The 23,247-nt window shown below is 64.6% G+C and carries 24 protein-coding genes; 15 read left to right on the top strand and 9 right to left on the bottom strand.

Translation table 11 applies throughout. The annotated features are described in order from the left end of the window. Positions 1–124: 124 nt before the first annotated feature. The 3 genes from AC1D2E_RS22710 to AC1D2E_RS22720 are packed head-to-tail and all read right to left on the bottom strand — an operon-like array spanning position 125 to position 1,708. Positions 125–1,288, bottom strand: coding sequence for a DUF1254 domain-containing protein (locus AC1D2E_RS22710; RefSeq protein WP_478199490.1), 1,164 nt, complete (start codon positions 1,286–1,288; stop codon positions 125–127). Then, positions 1,285–1,494: a hypothetical protein gene (locus tag AC1D2E_RS22715; protein ID WP_478199491.1), complete on the bottom strand. Its 210-nt coding sequence runs from the start codon at positions 1,492–1,494 to the stop codon at positions 1,285–1,287. Before AC1D2E_RS22715 ends, AC1D2E_RS22710 begins: the two co-directional genes overlap by 4 nt. Further along, positions 1,487–1,708 (bottom strand): helix-turn-helix domain-containing protein, encoded by a 222-nt coding sequence (locus AC1D2E_RS22720; protein WP_478199492.1) that lies wholly within the window; start codon positions 1,706–1,708, stop codon positions 1,487–1,489. The genes AC1D2E_RS22715 and AC1D2E_RS22720 overlap by 8 nt, the downstream gene beginning before the upstream one ends. Before the next feature lie 453 nt (positions 1,709–2,161). Here AC1D2E_RS22720 and AC1D2E_RS22725 point away from each other — a divergent pair, with 453 nt between their 5' ends. The 15 genes from AC1D2E_RS22725 (at position 2,162) to AC1D2E_RS22795 (ending at position 14,669) form a co-directional block, all read left to right on the top strand. Further along, on the top strand, positions 2,162–2,752 hold the full coding sequence (locus AC1D2E_RS22725; protein WP_478199493.1) for an A24 family peptidase: 591 nt from the start codon (positions 2,162–2,164) through the stop codon (positions 2,750–2,752). A 48-nt stretch (positions 2,753–2,800) separates the two neighbouring features. Next, positions 2,801–3,640, top strand: coding sequence for a Flp pilus assembly protein CpaB (gene cpaB / locus AC1D2E_RS22730; RefSeq protein WP_478199494.1), 840 nt, complete (start codon positions 2,801–2,803; stop codon positions 3,638–3,640). Positions 3,641–3,728: 88 nt separating this feature from the next. Beyond that, positions 3,729–5,228, top strand: coding sequence for a type II and III secretion system protein family protein (locus AC1D2E_RS22735; protein WP_478199509.1), 1,500 nt, complete (start codon positions 3,729–3,731; stop codon positions 5,226–5,228). A gap of 12 nt (positions 5,229–5,240) precedes the next feature. Continuing rightward, entirely contained in the window at positions 5,241–5,513 is a 273-nt protein-coding gene (locus tag AC1D2E_RS22740) for a hypothetical protein (protein ID WP_478199495.1), read from the top strand. Between the two features lie 129 nt (positions 5,514–5,642). Next, on the top strand, positions 5,643–5,846 hold the full coding sequence (locus AC1D2E_RS22745; RefSeq protein ID WP_478174686.1) for a Flp family type IVb pilin: 204 nt from the start codon (positions 5,643–5,645) through the stop codon (positions 5,844–5,846). 102 nt (positions 5,847–5,948) lie between these two features. Continuing rightward, positions 5,949–6,122: a Flp family type IVb pilin gene (locus AC1D2E_RS22750; RefSeq protein ID WP_478199496.1), complete on the top strand. Its 174-nt coding sequence runs from the start codon at positions 5,949–5,951 to the stop codon at positions 6,120–6,122. A 101-nt stretch (positions 6,123–6,223) separates the two neighbouring features. Further along, complete coding sequence (locus tag AC1D2E_RS22755) at positions 6,224–6,397, top strand: Flp family type IVb pilin (protein ID WP_478117747.1); 174 nt, start codon at positions 6,224–6,226, stop codon at positions 6,395–6,397. Between the two features lie 34 nt (positions 6,398–6,431). Next, a complete protein-coding gene (locus tag AC1D2E_RS22760) occupies positions 6,432–7,703 on the top strand; it encodes a pilus assembly protein TadG-related protein (RefSeq protein WP_478199497.1) in 1,272 nt (423 codons plus the stop codon). A gap of 5 nt (positions 7,704–7,708) precedes the next feature. Continuing rightward, positions 7,709–8,215, top strand: coding sequence for a TadE/TadG family type IV pilus assembly protein (locus AC1D2E_RS22765; RefSeq protein WP_478199498.1), 507 nt, complete (start codon positions 7,709–7,711; stop codon positions 8,213–8,215). After that, complete coding sequence (locus AC1D2E_RS22770; RefSeq protein WP_478174682.1) at positions 8,212–8,643, top strand: TadE/TadG family type IV pilus assembly protein; 432 nt, start codon at positions 8,212–8,214, stop codon at positions 8,641–8,643. Before AC1D2E_RS22765 ends, AC1D2E_RS22770 begins: the two co-directional genes overlap by 4 nt. Positions 8,644–8,653: 10 nt before the next feature. Next, positions 8,654–9,805 carry a CpaE/TadZ family protein gene (locus AC1D2E_RS22775; RefSeq protein WP_478199499.1) on the top strand — a complete coding sequence of 384 codons (1,152 nt, stop codon included), beginning with the start codon at positions 8,654–8,656 and terminating at the stop codon, positions 9,803–9,805. 17 nt (positions 9,806–9,822) lie between these two features. Then, a complete protein-coding gene (locus AC1D2E_RS22780; protein ID WP_478199500.1) occupies positions 9,823–11,193 on the top strand; it encodes a CpaF family protein in 1,371 nt (456 codons plus the stop codon). An 8-nt stretch (positions 11,194–11,201) separates the two neighbouring features. Beyond that, positions 11,202–12,194 carry a type II secretion system F family protein gene (locus tag AC1D2E_RS22785; RefSeq protein WP_478174762.1) on the top strand — a complete coding sequence of 331 codons (993 nt, stop codon included), beginning with the start codon at positions 11,202–11,204 and terminating at the stop codon, positions 12,192–12,194. A gap of 10 nt (positions 12,195–12,204) precedes the next feature. Continuing rightward, entirely contained in the window at positions 12,205–13,116 is a 912-nt protein-coding gene (locus AC1D2E_RS22790; protein WP_478199501.1) for a type II secretion system F family protein, read from the top strand. A gap of 44 nt (positions 13,117–13,160) precedes the next feature. Then, positions 13,161–14,669 (top strand): hypothetical protein, encoded by a 1,509-nt coding sequence (locus AC1D2E_RS22795; RefSeq protein ID WP_478199502.1) that lies wholly within the window; start codon positions 13,161–13,163, stop codon positions 14,667–14,669. A gap of 35 nt (positions 14,670–14,704) precedes the next feature. Here AC1D2E_RS22795 and AC1D2E_RS22800 read toward each other — a convergent pair whose 3' ends face one another. The 6 genes from AC1D2E_RS22800 to AC1D2E_RS22825 all read right to left on the bottom strand — a co-directional run. Next, on the bottom strand, positions 14,705–15,391 hold the full coding sequence (locus AC1D2E_RS22800; protein WP_478199503.1) for a response regulator: 687 nt from the start codon (positions 15,389–15,391) through the stop codon (positions 14,705–14,707). Between the two features lie 10 nt (positions 15,392–15,401). Then, positions 15,402–17,078 (bottom strand): sensor histidine kinase, encoded by a 1,677-nt coding sequence (locus tag AC1D2E_RS22805; RefSeq protein ID WP_478199504.1) that lies wholly within the window; start codon positions 17,076–17,078, stop codon positions 15,402–15,404. A 387-nt stretch (positions 17,079–17,465) separates the two neighbouring features. Then, positions 17,466–17,702, bottom strand: a complete 237-nt coding sequence (locus AC1D2E_RS22810) for a hypothetical protein (RefSeq protein ID WP_478174675.1) — start codon at positions 17,700–17,702, stop codon at positions 17,466–17,468. Positions 17,703–18,047: 345 nt separating this feature from the next. After that, positions 18,048–19,385, bottom strand: coding sequence for an HlyD family type I secretion periplasmic adaptor subunit (locus tag AC1D2E_RS22815; RefSeq protein ID WP_478199505.1), 1,338 nt, complete (start codon positions 19,383–19,385; stop codon positions 18,048–18,050). Continuing rightward, positions 19,382–21,094, bottom strand: a complete 1,713-nt coding sequence (locus tag AC1D2E_RS22820; protein WP_478199506.1) for a type I secretion system permease/ATPase — start codon at positions 21,092–21,094, stop codon at positions 19,382–19,384. The genes AC1D2E_RS22815 and AC1D2E_RS22820 overlap by 4 nt, the downstream gene beginning before the upstream one ends. A gap of 58 nt (positions 21,095–21,152) precedes the next feature. Beyond that, positions 21,153–23,247, bottom strand: a 2,095-nt coding sequence (locus tag AC1D2E_RS22825; RefSeq protein ID WP_478199507.1) for a VCBS domain-containing protein, incomplete at its 5' end; no start/stop codon positions are given.

A 23,247-nucleotide genomic window follows, 5' to 3' on the forward strand; every position in this document is an offset into this window, starting at 1 on the left:
GACCCACGACGCATGAAACCGGCGCAGTCCGATACCAGGGATACCGCGGAACCGGCTTTGCCGGGCCGCCGGTATCGCCCCCTTGAGGGGGAGGCGCCGCAGGCGCTTCGGGGGGGGGGGCGTATCAGACCGCCTTGGCGCGCGGGATGGTCCAACTGCCGTCCAGCAACGAGGGCGGCGTATCCTTCGGCCAATAGAGACGCATCATGAGGATGAAGCCGTCCTTCGGCGCGGGCAGCCAGTTCTCTTCCTTGTCCGCACCGGGCGACTTGTTCTGGATGTAGAGGTCGACCGAGCCGTCGGCATTGGCCTTGAGCTTGTTGCGCTGGCTGACGGTGTATCGATTGATCGGGTTCGGCACGAAGAAGTAGTCGGTGCCGTACATCGTCAACGACCAGAAGCCATTGACCGGTGGAAGCTGACCCTTGGGGAAGTGCATGACGTACTTCTTCGAACCGTGGTACTTCTGCAGCACATCGGGCCCGGTGGACGTCGGATAGACCGCGTCTTGAGGACGGTTGGCGCCGAGGCCGATCGCGGTGATCAGTGCCCGTTGGATGTAGTTGGTCCCGTACAAGCCGGTCTTGGTCGTGAACGCCCAGCCGTTCTTGAGCTTGAAGTCACCGGCGAGGACGCCCTTCTTCATCCAGCCCATGATTTTTTTCTGTGCCGGCTTGGGCGCTTGCGCGAGGCCCTTGCTGACCGACGGGTCGAGCTTGGAAGCGTCGAAATCCTTGCCTGGAACGATGCCGAGCTTCGCGAGCTTGGCCACCATCGGCGCGTCGGCCGCGGCCGGCGGATTGGTCTTCAGCAGCTGCGCGAAGAGCGCGAAAAAGCTCGCGGCATCCATCGCATCGACCTGATCGCGCACCGCGGTCTTGGTATCGACGCTCGGGTCCACCGTGCCCGGCGGCGGCGTGAACGGCTTGCCGTACGAGGACAGCGGCACCGCCGTCATCTGGTCCTGCAGCGCGTGAACCGCCGCGTAGTCTTCCGGCGTGCCGGTGCAGTAGATGCGCCCGAGCATCCACACCATGCCGGTCGGCGATTTGTATTGCTTGACGCCGGGCGGCAGGCTTCCTTTCCAGCCCGGACCGGTGATCGCGAACTTCTGCGCGCCGGTGCCGGTCGTGCGCTTGCCCGGAACCTCGAAGACGTTGGTCCAGCCGTCCAGCATCGGCAGCAGAAAGAAGCGACCTTTCATGTCAGGCGAGCTGATGATCCAGGGCTCCTTCGTCACATCGAGCCAGATGGTGGTGTAGAGCGTGTCGGCATTCGGCGCCGTCACGGCATGGTTGTCGACGGCCGGGTAGCCGCGAGGTCGCGCGCCTGCCGTGCCTTGACGTCTGTTTCAACGTCCGTGAGCGCATCCTCGACTGCGTCCTTGGCGTCGATCAAGAGGCCATCAGCCGCATAGGCGCTCGGCACCCATGCGCCGAGCGCTCCCAGAGTCATGGCGAAGACTGCTTCGCGTCGAGTCGTCTTTTCATTCATTCCGATCATTCCTCTCCTCGCGCACACCGCTCCCAGCCACGCCAGCGGATGCCAGCAATTCGCCCCGCACCTTGTCGAGCCTGAGTTCCCGCAAAAACTCCATCGGCCCCTGCCCCGCATGCTGGCGAAACGCCATTTGCAAGGCCCGCGCGCTACACCCGACTTCGCGGCAAACACCGGCCAGTGACAGCGGCTGATCGGCATGCGCCGCCATGTATTCCTGTGCCCTGCGGACCACGCGCGGCAACGGCCGCCGACAGCCCAGGCTCCGCGTCTGGCGAGGCGCGCCGGTCTACACCCCCCAGTCTCAAGAATGAGTACTTTTGTAGGCTTTTTGTCCTGAATCTCGCGGGTCAAAAGAGGCGGTCCGTCCTGCTGAATTCAGGACGCAGCGCTCATGCATCGGCTTTATCTCGCTCCTACATTGGAGCCATAGCGGATGCCGGACTGGCAAATGCAACAAATTCCAATATGAAAGAACAATTGGGAGATCCGAATGCGATTTGCCGGTCGTCTGTCATTCGCGCTCGCTGATTTATTGAGGGACGAGGCTGGGGCCTCGTTGATGGAATACGCGCTCGTTGGCTCTCTCATTCTGGTCGTCTGCATGCTTTTGTTGCTCGCATGGCGAAGGAATTCATAAGCTTTTTTGAATGAACGGAAGACTGTGAATACAAAAGAATTTCACGCACTGCTCGAGCTTCTCGGGATGCTGGCGACCGATCCGCGCACCGTGGTCCTGTTCGCGTTGCTCATCTTCGCCTCTGTCAGCGACTACCGCAGCTACAGGATTCCCAACTGGCTGACGGTTGGCGGCGCTGCATTTGCGCTGGTCTACGAGACGGCCATGGCCGTCTCGCCGTCGACGGCCTTCCTGGCGGCGATTGGTGGCCTCCTCATCGGATTTTTCACCATGCTTCCGCTGTACGCGCTGCGTGTCATGGGCGCGGGTGACGTGAAGCTCATGGCCATGGTTGGCGCATTCCTCGGTGTCCATGAAACATTCCAGGCCGTCCTTTTCGCTTTCATCGTCGGCGGAATAGCAGCCATTGGATTCGCGCTTTGCAAGGGAAAGCTGCGCCGCATGCTGCACAACACCAAAGACGCGGTGTACGGAATGGTCGCTTTGGGCATGGCAGGCGCGAGGCCGGAAGCTCCTATCGCTGCGACCCAATCGGTCGGAAAACTCCCTTACGGCATTTGCATCAGCATCGGAACGATGGGCTATGTGCTGGGCCGGCAACTTGGCTTTGCATGAGCCGAGACAGGTCGCAGGAATTACAGGCGTTATTTACTGGGGCAGGCAATGAGAAATATCAAGGCACTGAGTCTTCTGGTTTTGGCACTGCTGACGGGCCTGGCCGCCGCAGTCTATGCGGCCGGGTGGGTGGCCCGCCAAGGGAGTATCGCGTCCAACAAGGTGGTGGTCGCGAATATCGACATCGAACTCGGCAGCCGCATCAATCCGCAGATGCTTTCGGTCGTGGATTGGCCGAGCGGTTCCCTGCCGCCTGGCACGTTCGCGGAGGTCAAGGACCTGCAGGACCGAGTGGCCAAGGTGGGCGTGCTGCGGGGTGAGGCCGTGCTCGAGGGCAAGCTCGCGCCCAAGGGCACGCAGGGCGGGCTCTCGGCCGTCATCGCACCGGGCAAGCGCGCGATGACCGTGCGCGTCAACGATGTGGTCGGTGTCGCGGGGTTCGCCCTGCCGGGCAACTATGTGGACGTGGTCGTGCACGCCCAGCAGGACAAGGGCAAAGGCGAGGAGGCCAGGCCGATCAGCAAGACCGTGCTCGAGCGCGTGCTCGTGCTGGCCGTGGCGCAGGAGGCCGGGCGCGACGACACCAAGCCCAGGGTGGTGAGCGCCGTGACGCTGGAACTGAGCCTGGAGGATTCCGAGAAGCTCGATCTCGCGCGCAGCGTCGGCACCCTGTCGCTGGTGCTGCGCAACCAGGTCGACAGCGAGACCGTGGCCACCAACGGCATCACCAAGAACCAGTTGTTCGGCATCAAGGAAGTGGTCGCGCCCGCTCCCGTCGAGCCGAAGGTCGTGGCCGCTGCCACGCCCCGCCCCCGGCCGGTGGTGTTGCCGCCGGCGAATTGCGTCGAAGTCGTGCAGAACGCCAGCCGCTCGCTGAGCTGCTTCTGAACACCGATCACCAGAAGGAGTCCAGCTCTTGACTTACTTGCTTCGTCCCCACAAGACGGTCGTCGCCCTTGCCGCCTGCGCGGTGCTGATGTCCGGTCCCGGCGTCCTGGCGCAGACCCCGCCCGCACCAGGCTCGGCGATGGCCGCGCCCGCCACGGCGCCCGCGATGGCCTCGGCCCAGTTCTCCGACCACAAGCGCTGCTCGCGCGTGGAGGTCGACACGCCGGCCACGGTCACGCTCGGCAAGTCGACGGTCATCCCGCTCAAGTCGCGCGTGACCCGCATCCTCGTGAGTGGCCAGCCACCTTCGCCGCGGCCCGTGATGATGCCCCCCGGCGCCTACGCGCCGATGCCGCCCGGCGCCTACGCGCCAATGCCGCCGCAGCCCATGCCGGCCTCCATGCAGGGGGGCAATGGGGGCGATGGCGTCGCCGACATGGAGGTCATGCTGCTGAGCCCGACCGACCTGTTCTTCCGCGGCAAGCGCGCGGGCTCGATGAACGTGATCATGCAGAACGCCGAGGGCGTGTGCTTCATCAAGGACATCATCGTCACCATCGACCCGGGCGCGCTGCAGGCCAAGCTCGCCGAGATCATGCCCGGCGAGACGCGCGTCAAGGTGCGCGGCGCCGAGAACACGCTGGTGCTCAGCGGCGAAGTCAGCGACCCGGGCAAGCTCGACGAGGTCATGACCCTCGCGAACTCGTACGGCGAGGGCAAGAAGGTGATCAACATGATGCGCACGGCATCGGCGCAGCAGGTGATGCTCGAGGTGAAGATCGCCGAGGTGAGCAAGAAGCTGCTCGACAAGCTGGGCGCGAGACTGGCCTACCAGAACAGCTACAGCAACGGCATGAACACCTACACGCTGCTGTCGAACTTCCTGAGCGGCGGCGCCGGGCTACTCGACGCGTTGCGGGTGGGGCGTGCCCGATTGACCATCGACGGCGAGAAGGACGACGGCGTCYTGCGCGTGCTGGCCGAGCCGAACGTGATGGCGATCAGCGGGCAGCAGGCGAGCTTTCTCTCGGGCGGCAAGATCTTCATTCCCGTCGCGCAATCGAATGCGGGCGGAACGCCGGTCCTCACCCTGGAAGAGAAGGAATTCGGCATCGGCGTGAAGTTCATGCCCACGGTCCTGAACGGCAGCCTGATCAATCTGAAGATGATCTCCGAAGTGTCGGACCTCTCCCAGACCGGCTCGCCCTTCACCACGGTCAACGGCGTCACGGCGGTGCTGCCTTCGATGAGGGTGCGCCGCGCAGACACCACGGTCCAGCTCAACGACGGCCAGAGCTTCGTGATCGCCGGTCTCATCAGTAACAACATCGCCTCGGCCGTGAAGGCCTTTCCAGGGCTCGGCGAAATCCCGGTCGTGGGCGCACTGGCGCGCAGCGTCGAATTCCAGAACGACCAGACCGAGCTGCTGTTCGTGATCACGCCGCGCCTGGTCAAGCCGCTGGCGGAATCGCCGCGGCTGCCGACCGACAACCACGTGGTGCCGACCCGGGCCGAGATCTATTTGAACGGCGCGATGGAGAGCTCGACGCCACCGGCCGATGCGCCGCCGCCTCAATCGCAGCAATAAGGAGTGCAGACCATGAAGACGCAGGCCCTTGCCATTTTCTTTGCCATGCTGGCCGCGGGTTGCCAGACCTCGACGCCGAACTACGACGCGCGCTTCGGCGATGCGGTGCGCGATGCGAAGCGAAAGATGACCATCAATCCGGATGCCGGGAAGAACCCGGACATGGCGATGGGCCTGGATGGGCGGGCGACGCATGACGGGCTCAATCACTACCACGACAGCTTCAAGGAGCCGCCGCCGGTGGTGAATGTCATCAACATCGGCGGCAACATCGGGGGCCGCTAGGTCCGCCGCCCGTGCACGTCTTCATTGCCTCTGGCGGAAAGGAGTTCAGCCAACGACGACCCATGTTCACCTGGCGGACCTTCCGCCCCAACCCATTTCTTTCTTATTACTCATTCTTGAGGTTTATTCATGAACTACCTTCTTCTTTTGATCAACAACTTCCTGCGTCCCCTTGCGAAGGAAGAGGACGGCGCCCAGGTCGTCGAGTACGCGCTCATCATCGCCGTCGTGTCGATTGCCCTGGTGATCGCGCTGAAGGCTCTCGGTGGCGGGTCCTTCAATACGTTCATCGGTCGCGTCACGAACTGTCTGACCACGAACGCCTGCGTCTGAAAGATGCATCACGAGGCGGGCACCGTGCTGAAGAGCACGGACCCGCATTCGCTAGCTCGCTCATCGAGCTCAACCATACCCAACCTGTCGAAGGAGAAAATCATGCTTACGAACTTATTGCGCGACGAGGACGGCGCCCAGGTCGTCGAGTACGCACTCATCATCGCCGTTGTGTCGATTGCCCTGGTGATCGCCCTGCAGGCTCTTGGTGGCGGGTCCTTCAATACGTTTATCGGCCGCGTCACGAACTGCCTGACCACGAACGCCTGCGTCTGAAGACTCCCGGAGGCGACACCGCGCCGAAGAGCGCAGACCCGCCTTCTGGCGCCTCGCTCATCGAGCCCGAACACCACAGGACCTGTCAAAGGAGAAGCCCCATGCCCGCCAATTTGCTGCGCGATGAGGAAGGCGCACTGGTCATCGAATACGCGCTGATCGTCGCGCTCATTTCGATCGCGCTGGTGTTGGGGCTTCAGCCGCTGCTGATCGGATCTAGCTTCTCCACCTTCATCGCGCGATTCGCAACCTGCCTGACAGCGACCTGCGTCTGACCTTCCCCCCACGACCCCGATCAGAGATTCGACCATGCGCAAGCTCTCCAGCCTTCGTCGACAGCAAGGCGCCGTGATCGTCACGACCGCGCTGGTCCTGCTGCTCCTGCTCGGCTTCATGGGGATCGCTCTGGACTTCGGACACCTGTTCGTCGTCAAGACCGAACTGCAGACGGCCATGGACAGCTGCGCCCTGTCGGCCGCGCAGGAACTCGACGGGCAGAGCACCGCATTGACCCGCGCCACCAGTGCCGGCATGACCGCCGGCAATCTGAACCGCGTCAACATGCAATCGACCAACTGGAGCGGGCAGGGCCAGATCGTCGCGACCAACATCACATTCAACGATTCGGCCTACGTCCCGACCACCGTGCCCGCCGCCGCGCGCTATGCGCAGTGCCAGCACACGCAGTCGAACGTGCTCATGCGGCTGTTGCAGTCCATGGGCGCCTTCACCGGCGATACGGCCGCCAATCCCGGCACGCGTTCGGTGCTTGCCTCGGCCGTGGCCACACGCGCCAGCGCGCAGACGACCTGTCCCATTCCCATCGCGATGAAGCCGAAGGCCGGCGGCACCGCACCCAACTACGGATTCACCGTCGGCGAATGGGTGGTGCTGATCAATGCGCAGAACGCGGCACAGGGCGGTGAGATCGGCTGGGCCAACCTCGACGGCAGCAACAATGCCTCCGAAACCGAAGCCGAGATGAACGGCCATTGCGGAACGCGCGTGGGAGACAACCTGGGCACGCCCGGGGTGCAGACTTCCGTGGCCGATGCATGGAATGCCCGCTTCGGCATTTACAAGAACAGCAGCGGCCCGGCGGCCAACCATCCCGACTTCACGGGCTATGCCTACACCACGACCAACTGGCCGGCCGCCTTCAACGCGTACGACGGCACGCCCGGTGCCGGCGCACCGGCCAGCGCGCAGAACTTCGTGACCAAGCGCGCGGCATACGCCTCTTGTGCCGATACGGGCACCAGGGTCAATGGCTCGAACAGCTGCGAGTCGATCACGGGGCTGTCGCTCAACAGCTTCCAGAACCTGGCGGCGCCCGGCAACACGACGGGCGGCCACATGCAGTACGGGGCCAACCGACGCATCGTCACGGTGCCCGTGATCAACGGAGCCAACAGCGTGATCGACTACGCCTGCATGCTGATGCTGCAGCCGCTCTCGATCCCGATGTCCCAGGCCAAGCTGGAGTTCAGGGGCAATGCCGGCGCGACGGGGAGTCCCTGCACAACCAGCGGGCTGCCCGGTGGTTCGGCGGGGCCGCTCGTTCCGGTACTGGTCCGGTGAAGCCCATGAAAACCTGGAAAACCATGAAGACCCGGAAAACCATGAAGACCCGGAAAACCATGAAGACCCGGCAAGGCGGCGTGGCCCTCGTGGAGCTGGCGCTGATCATTCCCTTCCTGCTCCTCCTGACCTTCATCACGACCGAATTCGGCCGGGCGATGTACGAGTACAACGCCGTCACCAAGTCGGCGCGCGACGCGGTGCGCTACCTGTCGTTCCAGACGCCCGGCACCCACATCACGGAGGCGCGCAACCTGATGGTGTACGGCAACCTCGCCGGCACGGGAACGCCGCTGGCGCGCGGCCTCACCCTCGCCAATGTCCCGGCGGGGAGCTGCTGCACGTGGCAGACCACCGGCAGCAATCCGGTGGTCACCACCGTCACCGTGCGGGTGAGCAGCTACAGCTTCCATTCGATGGTCTCCAGCATCTTCGGGATGGTCACCATCGGCGACGCCAACGGGAACATCGTCTTCAGCGACATCACCGCCACCATGAGGGCCCAGACATGATCCATCGCCAGATCGGTGCCACCACGGTCGAGTTCGCGCTCGCGCTGCTCCTCTTCCTCACCTTCCTGCTGGGCATCATGGATTTCAGCCGCATGCTGTTCACCTGGAGCGCGGCCCAGGAAGCCACCCGCGCGGGCGCCCGATACGCGGCGGTCTGCGACGACACCTCGCAGCAGGCGCAGGTGCTGTCCCGAATGCAGGCCATGCTGCCCCAGATCAGCACCATCGGCGTGGCCTGGAGCCCCGCCGGCTGCTCGGCTTCTACCTGCGAAGGCGTGACGGTGACCATCACCGGCCTCAACTACCAGTGGATCTCGCCCATCGCGGGGCTGGCCGCGCGAGCCCCGATTCCGATGCCCACCTTCCCCACTTTCCTGCCGCGCGAAATCATGCGGCAGGACCCGAACAGTGCCGCCATCTGCTCCTGAAGGAACCCCCATGAAGATTGCCGTTATTTCGCCCAACAAGAGCCACTTGCAGGAGATGGGCAAGGTGCTCGAGGCCCGGTCTCACACGGTCGTGCTGGCCGAAGGCGGCAAGAGCAGGATGCGCCAGTTGGTGGAGCAGGAGCAGCCCGACCTGCTGCTGGTCGACGGCATGTGCTGCGACCCCAACGAACTCTCGATGGTCGAGCATGTGACCACGCACCACCCCCGCACCGCGGTCGTGCTGCTCTGCGCGACCCACACGCCCGACTTCCTGCTGAACTCGATGCGCGCCGGGGTGCGCGAGGTGCTGCCCTCGCCGGCCAGCGCCGCCGCCCTCGAAGCCGTGGTGCAGCGCGTCGCGGCCAAGCTCGCGAGCGCGCACGGCATGCCCGCCGGCAAGGTTCTGGCCTTCATGCCGTGCAAGGGCGGCAGTGGCGCCACCTTCCTCGCGACCAACCTGGCCTGGCAGCTCGCCGAGCACAACTCGGTGCTGCTGATCGACCTGAACCTGCAGTTCGGCGACGCGCTGTCGTTCATGAGCGACGACAGGCCGAAGTCGACCATTGCCGACGTGGCGCGCGAATTCAGCCGGCTCGACGCCTCCTTCCTTGCGGCCAGCACGGTCAAGGTCACGCCGAGCTTCAGCCTGCTCGCGGCCCCCGAGGACCCCTCGTTGGCCATGGAGGTGAAGCCCGAGCACATCGACGCCATCCTGAACCTCGCGGTGCTGCAGAATGACTTCGTGTTGCTCGACATGTCGCGCGCGCTGGACACGCTATCGATTCGCGCGCTCGACCGCGCGCACCGCATCTTTCCTGTGCTGCAGGCCGGGCTGCCGGGCCTGCGCAACGCCGCCAAGCTGCTCGGCGTGTTCAAGTCGCTGGGCTACTTGCCGGAGAAGATCGAACTGCTCGTCAACCGCATCGACAAGAGCAGCGAGATCGGTGCACCCGAGGTGCGCCGGTCGCTCGGCGGCACCGGGCAGCGCCTGATTCCCGATGCGCCGAGGGAAGTCAATGCCGCCATCAACCGCGGCATTCCGCTGGCACAGTTGTCGCGTTCGAATCCGGTGGTACGCAGCCTGGCCGAGTTGGTCTTGGCGCTGGCGCCGCGGCAGGAAGAAAGTCCCAGCCTGTTCAACCGGCTGCTCGGTCGCGGCTAATTCTCGAAAGGCATCCTATGTCCCTGCGCGAAAAGCTCAACGTGGTGGCGAACGACGCCGCCGCCCTTCCTGCCCTGCACGTGGCAGCGGATTCCCACGGCATCGGAAGCTCCGAGGCCTACAAGGTGCTCAAGGGCCGGCTGCATCTCAAGCTGCTCGAGAAATTCGACCTCGCCACGCTCGACACGCTGGCCCCGGAGGCGCTGCGCCAGGAGATCGCGACGATGGTCGGCCGCCTGGTGCAGGAGGATCAAGCGGCAGTCAACGACGTCGAGCGCCGCACGCTGATTCGCGACATCCAGCACGAAATGCTGGGCTTCGGCCCGATCGAGCTGCTGATGGCGGATCCGACGGTATCCGACATCCTCGTGAACCGCTACGACCAGATCTATGTCGAGCGCCGCGGGCGGCTGGAGCTGAGCTCGGTGAGCTTCACGGACGAGAAGCACCTGCTGCGCATCATCGACAAGATCGTCTCGCTCGTGGGGCGGCGCATCGACGAGTCGAGCCCGATGGTTGACGCCCGCCTGCCCGACGGCTCGCGCGTGAACGCGGTGATCCCGCCCGTGGCGTTGGACGGGCCGATGATGTCGGTCCGCCGGTTTGCCCACATACCGCTGAAGATGAACAACCTGGTGGAGGACATGAAGAGCCTGACGCCGCCGATGGCTGCCTTGCTCGAAGGGCTCGCCAAGGCCAAGGTCAACATGATCATCTCGGGCGGCACCGGCGCCGGCAAGACGACGCTGCTCAACATCCTCTCCGGCTACATCCCCGAGTCCGAACGAGTCGTCACCATCGAGGACGCCGCCGAGCTGCAGATGCAGCAGCCGCACGTAGTTCGCCTAGAGACCCGGCCGGCCAACATCGAGGGCCGCGGCGAGATCACGCAGCGCGCGCTGGTGCGCAATGCGTTGCGCATGCGGCCCGACCGCATCGTGATCGGCGAGGTGCGCGGGGCCGAGGCGGTGGACATGCTGCAGGCCATGAACACGGGCCACGAAGGCTCACTGACCACCATCCATGCCAACACGCCGCGGGATGCCCTTTCACGGCTGGAGAACATGATCGGCATGGCGAACCTCAACCTACCGCACCGCGCGGCCCGGCAGCAGATCGCCTCCGCGATCACCGTGGTCATCCAGGCGCTGCGGATGACCGACGGCAAGCGCAAGATCACGAGCATCCAGGAGCTCACCGGCATGGAGGGCGAAGTCGTCACTATGCAGGAGATCTTCGCCTTCCGGCAAACCGGCGTCGGACCGGAAGGGCAGGTGGAGGGCTACTTCCATGCGACCGGGGTGCGGCCGAAATTCGCCGAACGGCTGCGCGCCTTCGGCGTACCGTTGCCGGACGCGATGTTCGATCCGGCAAAGCACTTCCAGTGAGGGGCGGGATCATGCAGAACCTCACGGGTAATTCATTGTTCATGGTCGTGGTGCTGGTCTTCGTCGCGGTCCTGCTGCTCCTCGAAGGCCTCTACCTCGTGTGGAAGTCGTACAAGGGCCCGGAAGCGCGGAAGCTCGAAAAGCGGCTGCAGGCCCTTTCCGGCTCGGGCGACAGCACGCCCCAGGCCAAGGTCCTGAAGGAACGGATGCTCAGCGACGTCCCGGCGCTGCAGCGCTGGCTGCTGCGCGTGCCGCGCGCGCACAAGCTGGACCGGCAGATCCTGCAGTCCGGCCTCGACTGGACGGTGTCCAAGCTGCTGCTCGGCTGTGCCGCGCTGGGCGTGGTGGGCTTCATGGCCGTCGTGGGGCTGGCGCACCAGACCGAAGGCTCCGGGCTCGTGGCCGGCGCAGTCTTCGCGCTCGCGCCTCTGGCGTACCTTTCCCATTGCCGCGCCAGCCGTCTGAAGCGCATCGAGGCGCAACTGCCCGAAGCGCTCGACCTCGTGACGCGCGCGCTGCGCGCGGGGCATGCCTTCTCATCGGGCCTCCAGATGATCGGAGAGGAAATGGCGGAGCCGATCGCGTCGGAATTCCGTATCGTGCATGACGAAGTCAACTTCGGCGTGTCGCTGCAGCAGGCGCTGACGAATCTGAGCGAGCGCATCCCGATTACCGACGTGCGCTACTTCGTCGTTGCGGTGCTGATCCAGCGCGAGTCGGGCGGCAACTTGACCGAGGTGCTCGGCAACCTGAGCCGTCTGATCCGCGAAAGGCTCAAGCTGTTGGCCAAGGTCCGCGTCCTGTCGTCCGAAGGACGATTGTCGGCCTGGGTGCTCGGGGTGATGCCCTTCGCGCTCGCCGGAGCCATGAACCTCGTCAATCCGGAGTTCATGTCGCTCCTGTGGACCGACCCGATCGGCATCGCGATCATCAAGCACATGCTGGTCCTGATGGCGATCGGCGTTCTCATCATGCGGCGCATTGTGCGCATTCACGTCTAGGAGCATGTAGATGCTGGTCCTTTCCGCGCTGGTCTTTCTGACCGTCACTCTCGGGCTGATCGGGGCGTACCTGTGGTGGGCGCCCACCCGCGCCCAGCAGCGACTGCAGGCGCTGGCGCCGAAGCCCGAGAAATCGGCATGGGCCGAGACCGTGGTCAAACTCGTCGGCCCCTTCGCTCAGTTGTCCTCGCCGACCGCCGACGAGGATGCATCGCCCCTGCGGATCAGGTTCCTCCACGCTGGTATCCGGCACCCGGATGCGACCCTGATCTATTTCGGCGTCAAGACCGTGCTGCCCTTCCTGTTCGCCTTCATGACCTTCGTCCTTCTGCAGGCGACAAATCCGACCGAAGGGCTGACGCTGATCTTCTGGCTCATGGCGGCGGCGCTGGTCGCGTGCTACCTTCCCAACGCGTCTCTCCATCTGCTTTCGAAGGCCCGCAAGCGCGAGATCTTCGAAAACTTTCCCGACGCCGCCGACCTGATGCTGGTCTGCGTGGAGGCCGGCCTGGGCCTCGACGCGGCGCTCACGAAAGTGACGGACGAGATCCGCATCAAGAGCGAAGCGCTGGCCCAGGAACTGCACTGGACCAACCTCGAGATGCGAGCCGGCAGCGCACGCGAGAAATCGCTGCGCAACCTTGCGACGCGCACCGGGGTCGAGGAGATTGCCACCTTCGCCACCATGCTGACCCAGGCCGACAAGTTCGGCACCAGCATTGGCGAGTCGCTGCGCGTGTTCTCGGACGACCTGCGCCACAAGCGTCAGGTGCGCGCCGAAGAACTGGCCGCCAAGGTGCCGACCAAGATGCTGTTCCCGCTGGTGGTGTGCGTGTTTCCATCGATCATCATGGTGGTCATGGGGCCGGCGGCGATCCAGGTGATCCGCTCGCTGATGCCGATGCTGAATGGCAATGGCTAACGCGCTGCTCCAAGAAGATCCCCACTTCGAGAAAGGTCAGGCCCATGAATTCAACGATCGACGCCAGCGCGGCAGCGCCCGCAGTGCGAACTTGGGGTCTGTCGTGGCCGCTGATCGTCTTCGTCTCCACGATCGTGGCCCTGATCGCATACCAGCCGAATCTGATGCTGCGGGATGCAGACACCTACTGGCACCTCGCCGCCGGGCGCTGGATTCTGGAGCACGCCTCCGTGCCGACCCTCGACCCGTTCTCGCATTCGATGCCCGGCGCGCCCTGGACGGCGTTCGAGTGGCTGTCCGAACTCGTGATGCTGGGCGTCTATCGACTCGGCGGCTGGGCGGGTCTGGCTGCGCTTGCGGCCTGCAGCTTCGCCCTTGTGCTCGCGCTGCTGATGCGATTCCTGCTGGCCCGCATGGAGCCGGTGCACGCGCTGCTGTTCACCGTGCTTGCCGGGAGCATGCTCTCGACGCACCTGCTCGCGCGGCCTCACGTGATGGCCTGGCTACTGCTGGCGCTATGGATATCGACGCTGGTGGATGCGGCGGAGGCGCGCCGCAGTCCGCCGTGGTGGCTGCTCGGCCTGATGGTCCTTTGGGCCAACATGCACGGCAGCTTCGTCCTGGGCCTGCTGCTCGGCGCCGGCATGGCGCTGGATGCGGTGCTTGCACATCCGCGCGGCATGCGCATGGCGGTCGCCAGATCGTGGGGCCTTTTCGTCGCGCTGTCTGTAGGCGCGGGGATCTTGACACCCAGCGGCTGGCAGGCGCTCTGGCATACGGTCTACATCATGACGATGATGGAGTTCGCACTTGCCAACATCGGAGAGTTTCGGTCGCCGAATTTCCAGCAACCGAGCTCGCTAGAGCTATGGCTGCTCCTGCTGCTGGCCCTTGCGCTCAGCGGCCGGGTACGCTTGCCGTGGCTGCGGACGGTTCTCGTGTTCGGGCTGATTCACCTGGCGCTGAAGCATCAAAGAAACATTTCGGTGCTGGGACTCGTTGTCCCGTTTCTGATGGCGACCCCGTTCGCGCGGCATTGGTACGCCACGGGATCCCCGAACCGGGACGCGCAATCGCTCGACCGATGGTTCCTGTCGCTGGCCGCGCCGGCACGGCCGATCTCCATCGCCGTGTGCGCGTGCGCGACGGCATTGTTCGCAGCGACATCCATGCATCTACGACCGCCCGCGCCCGCGTCCATGATCACACCCAAGCCCGCGATCGACGCCGCGATGGCCGCCGGCGCCAAGGGGGCGGTGCTGAACGAATACTCCTTCGGCGGCTTTCTGATCTACGAAGGCATCCCGGTGTTCGTCGACGGCCGCGGGGATATGTACGGCGACGCATTCCTCGAGAAACTGGTGGGTGCACTCAAGCTCAAGGAGCGCAAGCAGTTCCTCGAGTTTCTGAACGAGCACGGGTTCGGATGGACCTTGCTCGCACCCGGAACATCCGCGATCGCGGTGCTCGACGACCTCCCGGGCTGGCGCAGGGTCTATGAAGACGACACGGCTGTCGTCCATGTGCGTGTCGACACGGGATTGCCGCGGTAGATGATGCGCGAAACGATTCGCCTGGCTCGTCGTCCTCAGGACAACGGCTTKCCCAACTGAAACTTCACCGCATAGACATACAACTCAAGCCGATTCGCAACTTCCAGCTTCTGATAGATCGAAGTCAAGTGATTGCGCAACGTGTGCTCCGTGATGAAGAGCCGCTCGGCCAGCGTCTTGTTCGACGCACCGCAGCCATCGACCACGGCGTGAACGATCTTCCTCTCCTTCGCGGTCAGCGTCGCCTGCTTCTCCGCCTCGGGATCGATCTTGTGCGGCCGCTTCGCGTCGATGAATTCCGCGAACACGCGGCCCATTGTTTCGTTGTCCAGGCACAGTTCGCCGTTGTGCGTCTTCTCGATGGCCCGCAGCACGTGTTCCGCGGCGGCGTCCTTGCGCAGGACGCCGCGTGCGCCGCCGAGCACCGCCAGGTCCAGGGTTTTCTGCTGGCGCTCGCCCGTCAGTATCAACACGCGCGACACCGAGTTGGACAGCAGGCCGGGCAGGATGTCCAGCGCGCTCTTCCCGTCCAGGTCGAGGTCCAGCAGGATGACGTCGGGCACCACCTTGCGGGCCTGTTCGAGCGCGTCGTCGCAGTTTCCCGCCGTGCCGACCACCCGCATTCGCGGGCTTTCCCCATCGATCAATCTGGACAACCCCCACAGCATCGTCTGGTGATCGTCGACAAGCATCACGCCGATGGATTTTTCCGCTGGCTGCATGATTCCCCTCCTACACAGGTATTTCGATGTCCACGGCGGTGGCGCCGCTTGTCCCCATTCGGACGTTCGCGTTTCCACCCAGGGCGGTGGCGCGTTCCATGATCGACCTTGGCTGAAATTTCACCGACTGGGTTCCGTCGGCATCGTTCTCGATCCGTACCCTGATCAAGCCGTCCGCACATTCCAGCTTGACGGTTCCGCGGCGCGCGAGCGTGTGCTTGCAGATGTTGCTCAAGCCCTCGCGCACGATCTGCAAGACCTCTGCGGTCAGACGGTCGCACACGTTGAGTTCGCCTTCCACGCAGACCGCGATATCGATCCCGTAGAAGTCCTTCATCTGCGCTGCATGCTGCCGCAAGCCAACGATGAGCGCCTGCTCCGTCTTGCCAAGGCCGTTTCTGACCATGCCGGCATAACGGCRCAAATCGCCAATCACTTTTGCGGCCATCTCCCCGAGCTTGTCGAGATCGCCGATCAGCGGGTTGTCGGCCGCTGCCTTGTTGCGCAGGGCGCTCAGGCCCATCGTCAATCCGATGTAGGGCTGAATGGCAGTGTCGTGAAGATCGAGAGCAATCTTTTGCCGTTCCTGCAAAGCCGCTTCCGAGGCCATCCGGTCCAGCAACTCGATGTTTTCGATCACAGGGAAGACCTGGGCGCCGACAAGGCTCAGGAAGAGCGCGTCGGACTTCCTGAAGGCCCTCCGGCCGGAGAACACATAGAGCCGGCCTTCGCTGCTTCTCAGCGACACCGGTGCGCAGATGAATGAACGAGCATCCAGAAGCTCGGCGAGGCTGTCGCTTGCCCGCCCATCGAGATTGCTCCATTTGCCCTCGGCGCTGTCGAATGCTGCGGCCCCGGCAAACGCAGACATGGCCGGCCAGTGGGGGCGGCTGTAGGCGACGTTGCGGTTCTGCGGAAGCGCCATGAGAGGCGCAGCCGCCTCCGCGCCGATCCACTCGGCATTGACCGAATGCTTCGCGCCGCCCCCCCTGATCGTGCGCATGGAGCAGGAGCCGGACTCCTTGTCCCGCATGACCAGGATGCAGCAGCTTCCCTTGAAGAACATCTGGATCTTTTCCAGGACGCTGGTGATGGTGTGGTCGACTCCAAACCTCGGGTTCGACAGGCGGCTGACATCGCGAAGAAGCGCCAGGCGCCGCTTCAATTCGACCTTCGACCCGCCCCAATGGACGCTTATGTAGCCGAGCGCCAGCAGAAACGTAGCTCGCAGGAGCAGGCGGGGCAGATCCTCTTCGGTCGTCGATCCCACGCCGCAGGCCGCGAACAATGCGACCGAGGCGAGGGTCACGCGCGCGCCTTCTTCGAAGCCCCATCGAAAGGATGAGGTGAGGATGGCGAAGAAAAAGAACAGGAAAAAGAAACTGTGGATTCCGTCCGTGGAGACGACGATCAGCGCATACCAGCAGAGATCCAGCCAGTGAACCGCCTTGCTGTGAGAGAACGGCGTGTCCAGGCGCGAACAGATGTACACCACCAGGCCGTACAGGATGTACCCGAAGAATGGGAGCCAGGTGAATCCTGCGATTCCTCTCAATCCAGATGGATCCACAAGAACCGCCGACAGGGCAGAAATGGAGAGCACCAGCCGCATGCTGGCCACCATCTGTGCATCGGCGACAAGACTCGTATCGACTTCATTTCTTCCGTCCGGCTTGTGAACAAGCATCTGGCCCCTCCTTCCCGACATCTCATCCCAGCAAGGCAAATGTGCAAGCTTCACATTGCCTCTATGGCGGGCCCAGCATACTACTTTTGTAAGCAAATATAACTCGGTGTTACCAGATCCAACGGGTTGAATCGGCCGTGTGAGACTTAGTTGGCGGTTTCATGAGTGCGGACACTCATTCGCTCGATCAACTGGGGCATGGACAACGACGAGATGCCGCACGGTCATGGTTGAGTCGCGTGGCCGCGCATAGGGTCACCATTGCGTCGGCAGCGCTCGTACCAGTGTTGAAGACCTGGCGAAGTGAGGCACGACGACATGACGCCGCGCGCGGAACGAAGAAAGCCGCCCAAGTGGGCAGCTCGGAATTTTGGAGGCAATCGTCCCTCAGTCGGGGGCCATCAATACTGCCTTCGACACCGCTTCGGCGGTTTGGCCCGAGGAACTCTTGAGTTGGCCCAAGCCTTCTTCGTAATACGACGACTCCCCGGCTTCGGTGTCGGCAGTGGAGAAAAGAAGCGTACCCAATGCAAGAGCAAAGCCTGCAAGCAGCACCGGCCAGCCAAACGCAACGGCCAATGCCACCGTCGCAAGGGGGCCGACAAGAAAGACGACAAATCGCATGCGCATCTCCAAGATGATTTTTCTCTTTCACCGACAGGCCGGGCCTCGTTAGTTCGAATGCTGGATCCTGCCTAGGGTCCAATGTAGGCATGCAAGCAAGCGTATTCATGAGCGTCATGCCCTTTTTTGAAGAGGACTGAACGCCTGCTTCGAGCTACGTCAGGCATGACAAAACGCTACACACGAGAGCTCGCCGAAGGAGCGCGCCATGATCGCTATGCAAAAAGCCCGCACATGGCGGGCTTCGCAGTTTCCGAGGGCATTTGCCCATCGCAGGCACAGCATTGACCACCTCGGCCGGTACCAGCCGCGCCAGCAGGCCAATGGGCCCTGACAGCCGGCGGATCAACGCTCCCGCATGGAGCGGCGCAGGACCTGAAGGATCGGCTCCAGGAAATACTGAAGCGCGGTCCGCGTCTCTCCCGTGACGTAGACCTCCGCGGGCATGCCCGCCAACATTTTGAGGTCTCCGGCCTCCGACAGGGAAGCCGGATCGGCCTCGACGAGCACCGAGTAGTAGGGGATGTTGCTGGCCCGCTCCATCAGGCGGTCGCCAGAGACATAGACAACCTTGCCATGCACCAGATGCGTCGTGCGGTACTGGAAGGCCGTGAATCGGACGTCCGCCGGCTGGTCACGCCGGACACGGTTGATGTCCTCCGTCCGCACGCGTGCCTCGATGAGCAGGCGGGCGTCCTCGGGAACGATGTCCGCGATCGTCTCGCGCGGCGGGATCACCGCGCCGGGTGTCGAATACTTGAGGTCGATGATTTCACCGCTGGCCGGCGCGGTGATCACCTGGCGCGCCGAGGCGTCGAGCGACTTGCGCCGCTCCTGCTCGATCTCGGAAAGCCGCGCCGCCGTGGCCTTTCGCTGGTCGCTCGCCTGTTGGCGATAGTCGCTCTCCAACGATCGGATGCGCAGATCGGCATCGACCGCGCGCTGTTGGGCGCGCGCCAGCTCCGCACGTCGCTCCTCGATCTTCACCCCGTAGTCGGCAACAGCGCCTTCCAGCTGGGCGATGCGGGCGGCTGATATGAACCCGTCCTTGAGCAGCTTCTTGTTGGTCTCGAGATCGCCTTTCTGGAATTTCATCGATTCGCTCGCCTGCACGATCTGGGCGCGCAGCGCGACGATCTCCTCCGCCACCTTTTCGCGTTGCGAGCGAAGCAATTGCACTTGTCCAACCAACGCATCGCGCCGCGCCTCGAACAGCGTGCGTTCCTTGTCCATCTGCTCGGCCAGCCGTGGGTCGACCGCCGCAGTTTCGACCACGTCCGGCGGAAAAGTGATCGCGCGCGCCAGGGTCTGCTCGGCGTCGAGCCGCGCCAGGCTGGCGCGCTCGGTCTTGACACGGTGATCCAGCCGGTTCCTGTCGGCGTCCACCGACACGTCGCCCAGTACGAGCAAGGGCTCTCCCTGCCGCACGCGCTGGCCGTCGCGCACCAGCACTTCGCGCACGATGCCGCCTTCGGCATGCTGCACCGGACGCCGGTTGAGATCCACCTTCACATGGGCCTGCGCCACCACGGCGGACGACAACGGCGCGAAGCTCATCCAGGCCGCGATCGGAAGCACGCCGCAGACAAGGACGGCCATGCCCCAGTTCGCAAGACGGCGCGCGTCGCGCAAGTGCGGCGCCAGGGGATCATTGGCCGCGACGGCATGGACCGTGTTGTTCATGACACTTTCTCCACCGGGCGCGGCTGCATCATCACCACCTGGGCGCCGCCCGTGCTCTGGCTCGATCGCTTGATCGACTGCATGACCTCTTCCACCGGGCCGTATTGCTGTACGCGACCGGCCTCCAGCACCAGCAGCTTGTCCATGTGCTGCACCAGCGTGCTTCGGTGCGTGACGACAATCACCGTGACTTCCCCGCGCAGCGCCCTCAACGCCTCTGCGAGCGCCAGTTCGCCGGACCCGTCCAGGTTGGAGTTCGGCTCGTCCAGTACCAGCAGCTTCGGGTCTCCGTACAGCGCCCGAGCCAGCGCGATGCGCTGACGCTGGCCCGGCGACAGCATCACGCCCATGGTGTCGATCACGGTATCGTAGCCCTCGGGCAGCGTCAGGATCAGTTCGTGGACACCGGCTCGCTGCGCTGCCCGCACGACTTGCTGCGAGTCGACATCGCCCAGCCGCGCGATGTTGTCGGCGACGGTGCCCTCGAACAGTTCGACGGCTTGCGGCACATAGCCGAGCCAAGGCCCGAGCTCTTCGCGCGACCATTGCGCCAGATCGACGTGGTCCAATCGCACCACGCCGGCGTGGGGCTTCCACAGGCCGGTCAGCAGGCGCACCAGGGTCGACTTGCCGGCGCCGCTGGCGCCGGTGATGGCCAGCGACTCACCGGGCTCCAGGCTCAGCGATACGCCGGCAAGGATCATCCGTTCGCTCCGTGGTGCCCGGAACACCAGGCCCTGTGCGTGCAGCCGGCCGGTCGGGGCCGGCAGCGCCATGCGTTGTGGCTGGCGCTCGGCGGCGCCCAGCAGATCCGACAGGCGCGTGAAGGCGAGACGCCCCTCGGCCAGCACGCGCCAGCTCGCCACCACCTGCTCCACCGGCGCCAGCGCCCGGCCCAGCAGGATGGTGCAGGCCACGAGGATGCCCGGCGTGCCTTCGCCGGTGATGACGAGGTACGCGCCGAGCGCCTGCAGCAGGACCTGTACCGACTGGCGTGTGGTACGCGTAAGCGCCGCCATCGCCACCGACTTGCGGGCGGTCGGACCTTGTAGCGCCGCAACGCCGGCGCTCAGATGACGCCAGCGCCTGATCAGCGCGTCCCCCATCCCGAGCGACTGCGCCAGCTCCGCGTTCTGCATGGAGGATTCGAGGTAGCGCGTGGCCTTGGCGGCTTCCCTTTGCAGCGCTTCGATGTCGCGGCGGGTGACCCGGTCGTTCGCCACGGCAAGGACGATCATCAGCAACGACGCCGCTGTGGCCGCCATGCCCAGCAGCGGATGCGCCAGCCAGATGACGGCGACGTAGACCAACGCCCAGGGCGTGTCGAACAGCGCCAGCAGCCCCTGGGCGGAGAACAGGTTGCGCAGCGCCGCGACGTCGCGCAGCCCTTCGGACGGCACGCGCTCGGCGCGGCTCGCCGTGTGGGCCAGCATGACCTTGGCCACGGTTGGAGACAGGTACTCGGCGATCAGATGGCCCGCGACGCCCTGCAGCCGGCTGCGCAGGTAGTCCAGCATCAGCATCAGGCCGAGGGCCACGGCCACGCCGAGCAACAGCACCAACAGCGTCTCCTTGCTCTGGCTCGTCAGCACGCGGTCGAACACCTGCAGCATGAAAAGCGCAGGCGCGAGCAGCAGCAGGTTCACGAAGAAGGAGAAGCCCGCGACCACAAGGAGCGGCCGCTTGAGCAGTTGGAGCAGAGGCTTCATGAACTCGGCGACTTCCCGTGTGGTCCGCCAGCCGCCTTGGGGGACAGCGCACCGGAAGTCACAGGCCGACCTTGATGTCGTTGTTGTCGAATGTGTCGGCCGGATTGCTCAGCGTCAGCGTCGCCACGAGCGTGCGGTTGGCGGCGCTGAGGCCGTCCGCGTCGTAGTAGAGGTTGCCCGTCGCGCTGTCGTAGATCACGTGCACCCCCGCACCCACCGTGTCTCCAGCACCACCACCGTTCAAGGACGCGAACTCGGCCGCTGACAGCGTGCTGCCATTCGCGGTCGAGAGCGCCGTGAACGTGCCGAGCGACAGTTCGATCAGGTCGCCACTCGCCACCGACCCCGAGGCGTTGAAGTCGGTGATGAAGTCGACCGCGTTCGGCGCCGAGTCGAAGACGAAGGTGTCGTTGTCGGCGCCGCCGGTCAGCGTGTCGGCGCCAGCCCCGCCCACGATGCGGTCGTCGCCGGCGAGGCCGTTGATCACATCGTTGCCGCCGCCGCCGCGCAACTGGTCGTTCGATGTCGAGCCGGTGATCGTGTCGGCGAAGGCCGTGCCGATGACGCCCTCGAAGTTCTTGTAGTTGTCGGTGCCAAGGCCTGCGGCACTGGCATTGAAGATCGTCGCGCTGCTGCCTTGCGTCAGCGTGAACGTGAGCCCGGCCGTGCCGTCCGAGAAGTCGAGCAGGTCGGCGGTTCCGCCTGCGCCGTCCAGCGTGTCGTTGCCGGCGCCGCCGCGGATGATGTCGTTGGATGCGCTGCCGATGAGGGTGTCTGCCAGACTTGTGCCGATCACACCTTCGATGTTCTGGTACGTGTCATTGGTGCCGAGCCCGCCTGTGCCGTTCGCGATGCTGGTCGATGCCGCACTTTGGACCAGCGTGAAATTCACTGCCACGGTCCCGTCCGAGAAGTCGAGCAGATCCTCGGTGCCGGCGCCGCCGTCCATCGAGTCGTTGTTGCCGGTGCCGCCTCGCAGGACGTCGTTGCCGGCGCCGCCTGTCAGGGTGTCGTTGCCGTCGCCGCCAATCAGGAGGTCGTTGCCGGCAGAGCCGATCAGCGTGTCGGCCCCGTTGCCGATCCCTCCGACGAAGACGTCGCCGGCCGCACCGCCCGTCAGGTTGTCGGCGCCGCCGCGGCCATCGATGAAGGAAGCCTGGTAGGTGCCGGTCGCGCTGAGATCAAGGGTATCGGCGCCGTTTCCGCTGGACAAGGCTCTGATGTCTATCGTCGCCGTTGCGGTCGAGGTGCCCCCGGCGCCGTCCGACACGGTGTATTGGAAGCTGCCGGCCGTGGCTCCCGCTGTGCTGCCGCTGGTGAAGCTGATCGTGCCGTTGGCAGCATCCAGGGTCAGGCCTGAAATTCCGACCGCGCTGCCGACGCCAGTGATCGACAACGCAAGGCCGTCGATGTCGGTATCGTTGCCGAGCAGTGAGTTCACGGACAGCGTGACGAGCGTGTTGTCCGACACGATGATCCTGTCGGCCACCGCGACCGGGTCGTCGTTCACGGCGCTGACAGTGATGCTCGCCGCGTCGGTCTCGCTCGAGAACGCGGAGCTGCCTCCATTCGTCGCGGCGCTCATCTTGGTTCCTGCTGCGCCGCTCGTCTGATCCCAGGCGCGGAAGGTGATGCCGTCGCTGACCGTCCCGTTGAAGTTCGAGCTCCCCTGGAAGTAGACACGCGTGTTCGCGTCCGCAGCCAACAGCAGCGCGGACGCGTCCGACACCGCACCCACCTCCGCCCAGCTGGCGCCGCCATTGGTGGAGTACCACCAGCTTCCGTGGGTCGCATTCACGCCGGTCAAGGCGATGCCGGTCATGGCGCCGCTGTCCGTATCGGTCACATTGTCGAGGCCGCCGGCCGGCGGGTTCAGATTCACCAGGCTCGACACCAGCGTCCCGACAGCCCCGGCCGGTGCGCCAGCATCCTCGTTGACCGATGCCAGGATCGGCGTGGCGGCAGCACTCAGGACGGGTGCATCGTTGGTGCCGGCCAGGGTCACGGTCACCAACTGGTTGGCCGTGCCGTCGAGCGACACCGCGGTGAAGCTGTCGGTGAGCGACTGGCCTGCACCCAGTTGCYGGATCGCYGCCTGGGTGTTGCTGGCGGTGTAGCTCCAGCTGCCGTCGGCCGCCAGCGAGAAGCTGCCC

The organism is Variovorax sp. P1_H2 (genome assembly GCF_056405295.1).